The sequence below is a fragment of the Novosphingobium sp. 11B genome, from assembly GCF_054589055.1.
Genome location: NZ_BAAILP010000217.1, coordinates 13,092 through 18,141, shown reverse-complemented (window position 1 = coordinate 18,141; position 5,050 = coordinate 13,092). Strand labels below are relative to the sequence as shown.

Sequence of the window (5,050 nt, the reverse complement as noted above, 5' to 3'; positions counted from 1 at the left end):
CCCACCCCGCTGCGAGTAGGCGATACGTCGCCAACTCTCGCGGCCCTCCCGCAAGCGGGAGGGCGAACACTGCGCTCTCCCGCTTGCGGGAGGGGGCAGGGGTGGGCTGTGCTCAGCCCCCGGCCAGATTATCGCCCATGCCGACCTGCTTGCCCTTGGTGATATAGACCTTGTCGCCGATTTTCGTGGTGTCGAACAGCTTCGCGGCGAAGGCGTCGGGCATGCCAACGCAGCCGTGGCTGGCATAGCCCAGCGCCACGTCGGAGCCGTGCAGGGTGATGCCGTCGTTGGTCAGGCGCTGCATGTAGGGCATCGGTGCACCGGTGTAGATGTTGGACACGTGGTCCTTGTCCTTCTGGGTGATCGGGAAGATCCCCAGCGGTGTCGGCTTGTCCGCCGTGCCCAGCAGCACCGCTGCCGCGCCGATTTCGTAGCCGCCGCGGAAGACCGAGATCACGCGGGCCTCGAGGTCCACGGTGACGACGATCGGGCCGGGGGGCACGTCATGCTCGTCCCAGTGCCATTCGCCGTACCTTATCGCGCCCTTGATCGGCAGGATGCGCTTGATGACGAAGGGCTCGTCCTTCGCGGGGACCGATGGTTTCGCGGCAGGCTTGGGCGCGGCTTGCGAGAGCTTTGCTTCGGCCAGCGATGCGGGTGCGGGCTTTTCGGGCTCGGCTGCGACGATCAGCACGCCGGCGATGGCGGCAAGGGCGACGAAGCCCGAGGCTAGGAAGATGCGCGCGTCCACTTGGTATTGTTCCGATTCCTTTGGCGAATCCGCTTCTGGCAGGACTGCCTTAGCATCGCGTAAATGGCGGTTAGGTGCCAGTATAAGTGGACAGAGAAGGAAGGCAGGCCCACCCCCGGCCCCTCCCGCAAGCGGGAGGGGAGAAGAAAGGGGTGTTCGCCCTCCCACTTGCGGGAGGGCCGGGAGGCTTGGCGGCTTGCTGCCTAGCCGGACGGGGTGGGCGCGCCGTAAGCTAACGCTTCACGATCCCCTCGCGCAGGATCGAGTTCGCCAGTTCCGCGATCTCCTCCGCCTCCGCATCATCCCAGACCGCGTAGCGCAGGCCGAGGAACACGTTCATTCCCATGATCGCCCAGGCATGCGCCTCGCCCAGCCCTTCGCGCAGTTCGCCCTTGCGGATGCCTTCGGAAAGGCGTTCGCGGATGCGGGTTGCGGTGGACTGGTAATGCTGACGGAAGCTGGCCGGATCGACGAATTCGCACTCGTCGATGATTCGGTAGATTTCCTTGTGCTCGGCCGCGAAGCGCAGGAAGCCGATCAGCGAGGCGCGCTCGGTCTCCAGCGCGGGCAGGTCCTGCTGCCGGGCGTTGCGCGCCGCTTCGCGCACTTTGCCCGAGAGGTCGTCCACCAGCGCGCGGAAGATTTCGTCCTTGGAATTGAAGTACGTGTAGAAACTGCCCAGCGCTGTTCCCGCCCTGCGGGTTATGCCGGTGATCGAGGCTTCGTGAAAGCCATGCTCGCCGAATTCGAGCGCGGCCGCGTCCAGCAGCTTGCGCAAGGTGCGCCGCCCGCGCTCGGTGCGCGGGATCTTGCTGGCCGAACCTTCGGCGGAGGGCTGCTCTGTGCTCACGATGACACAGTTAGAACGGACCGTGGCCCATGGCAAACTTTCAAAGTTGAAAATCGATTCAACTATCAATATGCAGATCGCCAACAAGAAGCGTGAATGGGAGTGACTGTGATGCGAAGGGTGCGATTTCTCGCGATTTCCTCGAGTGTGCTGGCTCTGTCGGGCGGCTTCGTGACGCCTGCGAACGCGCAGGACAGCGCCCCCGCAGCGCAAGCCGCTGCCGAGGGCGGCGACATCATCGTCACCGCGCGGCGCCGCGAGGAGCGGTTGGTGGACGTGCCGATCGCCGTCTCCAGCTTCAGCGGCGACCAGTTGGCCAAGTCCGGCGCGGTGGACATCACCGAAATCGCCAACGTCTCGCCCAACGTCACGCTGGAGCCCTCGCGCGGGACCAACTCGACGCTGTCGGCCTTCATCCGCGGCGTCGGCCAGCAGGACCCGGTCTCGGGCTTCGAGCAGGGCGTGGGCATCTACCTCGACGACGTCTACCTCAACCGCCCGCAGGCCGCCGTACTCGATATCTACGATGTCGAGCGGATCGAGGTGCTGCGCGGTCCGCAGGGCACGCTCTACGGCCGCAACACCATCGGCGGCGCGGTGAAGTACGTGACCAAGCAGTTGCCGCAGGAGTTCTCCTTCAAGGTGAAGGGCACTTACGGCAGCTACGATCAGGCGGACCTCATCGCCACCGCCTCCGCGCCGGTCAGCGACCTCATCCGCGTCGGCGGGTCGGTGGCGCGGCTGTCGCGCGGGGGCTTCGGCAAGAACCTGACGACGGGGCAGGACAACTACAACAAGGACATCTGGGCGGGCCGCGCCAGCGTCGACATCGGCGGTTATGGCGAGCCGGTGCTGATCCGCATCTCGGGCGACTACACCAAGGACAAGTCCAATGCGCGCGGCGGTCACCGCCTGATCCCGGGCTACGTCTCGGGCGCGCCGGTGCTGGACGACGTCTACGACACGCGCGGCGGCCTGAACGATCCGCGCCAGGTGGTGGAAGCCTACGGCCTCGCGATCAATGCCACCGCCGAACTCACTGACGCGCTGACGTTCCGCTCGATCAGTTCGTGGCGCAAGGACAACTCCGCCTCGCCGATCGACTTCGATGCGCTGCCCGCCGTCGACGTCGACGTGCCCGCCTACTATCGCAACGAGCAGATCAGCCAGGAAGTCCAGCTGCTGTGGGACGATGGCGGCATGGTGCAGGGCCTGCTGGGCGCCTATTACCTGACCGCCAAGGCCGACACCGACTTCGACGTGCGCCTGTTCACCGCGCTCAACGGGTTGACCGCGTTCACCCGCGCCAACGTCGATACGAATACTTTCGCGATCTTCGGCGATTTCACGTTCGATTTCACCGAACAACTGAGCCTCGCGGTCGGCGGGCGCTATACCTGGGACGAGCGCAAGGCGCAGATCCTGCGGCAGAACTATCTTGGCGGCGGCTCGCCGGTATTCGGCGGGGCGGGAGTGCCGCTTGGCGCGCCGAGCACCAACTTCTCCGGCAAGGCGAAGTTCGACAAGTTCACGCCGCGCGCCTCGCTCAGCTTCAAGCCGACGCCGGACCACAACATCTATGCAAGCTACAGCCAGGGCTTCAAAGGCGGCGGCTTCGACCCGCGCGGCGTCGGCGTCAACGCGCCTGCGGCTACGCCGGGTGCACCTACCGACGCCGAGATCGCCGATTACCTGAGCTTCCAGCCGGAGACGGTGGACAGCTACGAGGTCGGCTACAAGGGCAACTTCTTCGGCGGCGGGCTCTACATCGCGGCGGCCGGATTCTACATGGATTACAAGGACGTGCAGATTCCCGGTTCGGCGGGCTGCACCGTGGGCGGGCTGCCGACCTTCTGCGGGGTCATCACCAACGCCGGCAAGGCGCGCTTCAAGGGCTTCGAACTGGAAGCCAACGCGCGGCTGGGGCGTGACCTGATGTCCTCGGGCGACCGGCTGAGCCTGTCGGGCGCGCTCGGCTATATCGATGCGCAGTACAAGGAATATATCGCCAACATCGCCTCCACTCCGACCGACGTGGCGCAGTACCGCAAGGTGCAGAACACACCGAAGTGGACCGCCAGCGGCACGCTCGCCTACTCGACGCCGGTGGGCGGTGGCGATCTCGATCTCAGCACGACCTACTCGTATCGCAGCAAGGTCTACCAGTTCGAGATTCCCAACCCCTATCTCGACCAGAAGGGTTTCGGGCTGGTCGATGCGAGCCTCGTCTACACTGCGCCGGGCGGCCGCTGGAGCCTTGGCGTCCACGGCAAGAACCTGTTCGACAAGCGCTACAAGACCTCGGGCTACACGTTCCTGGCGACCAACCCAGTGACCGGGGCGCTCCTGACGGCACCCAACGGCCGGTTCATTCCCTCGCTCGGCACCGAGGGCACGCTGACCGCCTATTACGGCAACCCGCGCCAGGTTTTCGCGACCGCGACGCTGGAGTTCTGAGGGGAGCATCCCTTTTCCCGTCATTCCCGCGAAGGCGGGAACCCAACTCCTGACGGTGTCTGTTGCACTTCCGTCAGATGGGTCCCCGCCTTCGCGGGGATGACGGGATAGAAGAGGTCGGGCAGCCGCCCATTGAAAGGACATTTCATGGACTACCGCGTCCATCATTATCGTAGCGCCGACGGCCGGCTCGACCTCGTCGCCCGGGACTACCCTGCACACGAGGGTGCGCCCGTGATGCTGATGATGCACGGCCTTACCCGCAACAGCGCGGACTTCGAGCCGCTGCTGGACAAGCTCGCCGGGCGCTACCGCATGATCGTGCCCGACCAGCGCGGGCGAGGGGCCTCGCAGTGGGATCCGGACCCCGCACAGTACCGGCCGGACGTCTATGCGCAGGACATGCTGGCGCTGATGGATGACCTTGGCGTCAGCCGCGCCGGTCTGGTCGGCACCTCCATGGGCGGGCTCATGGCGATGGTGATGCAGGCGCTGCGGCCTGACCTCGCGCAGGCGGCGATATTTAACGACATCGGCCCGGTGCTCGACCCGGCGGGCCTCGCGCGGATACAGGGCTACGTCGGACCCGGAGGCAAGATGGCCGACTGGACCGAGGCTGCCGCCCGCACCCGCGCCATCAATGCCCCGGCCTTCCCTGATTTTGGCGGAGCGCAGTGGGACGCCTTCGCCCGCCGCATCGCCCGGGAGAACGCCGACGGCACCGTCTCCTTCGCATATGACCCGGCGATTTCCGAAAGCATCGCGGGAGATGACCCGCAGACCGTGCCGCCGGACCTGTGGCCCTTGTGGGAACTGCTGGGTGCGGTGCCGGTGCTGGTGGTGCGCGGTGCACTCTCGGACTTGCTGAGCACCGCCACGGTGGAAGAGATGGCGCGCCGCCATTCGGGACCTTATGCGGCGGTGGAAGTGCCGCGCGTCGGCCACGCCCCGATCCTCGACGAGCCGGTGGCGCTGGCCGCGATCGAGGCGTT

At 66.1% G+C, this 5,050-nt stretch carries 4 protein-coding genes; 2 read left to right on the top strand and 2 right to left on the bottom strand.

The annotated features are described in order from the left end of the window. Positions 1-112: 112 nt before the first annotated feature. Complete coding sequence (locus ACYPYD_RS19820; RefSeq protein ID WP_211149725.1) at positions 113-751, bottom strand: L,D-transpeptidase family protein; 639 nt, start codon at positions 749-751, stop codon at positions 113-115. A gap of 232 nt (positions 752-983) precedes the next feature. Beyond that, positions 984-1,601 (bottom strand): TetR/AcrR family transcriptional regulator, encoded by a 618-nt coding sequence (locus ACYPYD_RS19815; RefSeq protein ID WP_008832930.1) that lies wholly within the window; start codon positions 1,599-1,601, stop codon positions 984-986. Positions 1,602-1,712: 111 nt separating this feature from the next. Between ACYPYD_RS19815 and ACYPYD_RS19810 the strand changes: the two genes are divergently transcribed. Beyond that, positions 1,713-4,058, top strand: coding sequence for a TonB-dependent receptor (locus tag ACYPYD_RS19810; protein ID WP_459665018.1), 2,346 nt, complete (start codon positions 1,713-1,715; stop codon positions 4,056-4,058). 147 nt (positions 4,059-4,205) lie between these two features. Next, positions 4,206-5,050: alpha/beta fold hydrolase (locus ACYPYD_RS19805; RefSeq protein ID WP_459665015.1), on the top strand; the 845-nt coding region annotated here is incomplete at its 3' end.

Excerpts from the sequence above, each read along its gene's own strand:
- ACYPYD_RS19810 (WP_459665018.1), top strand. The coding sequence starts at position 1,713 with ATGCGAAGGGTGCGATTTCTCGCGATTTCCTCGAGTGTGCTGGCTCTG.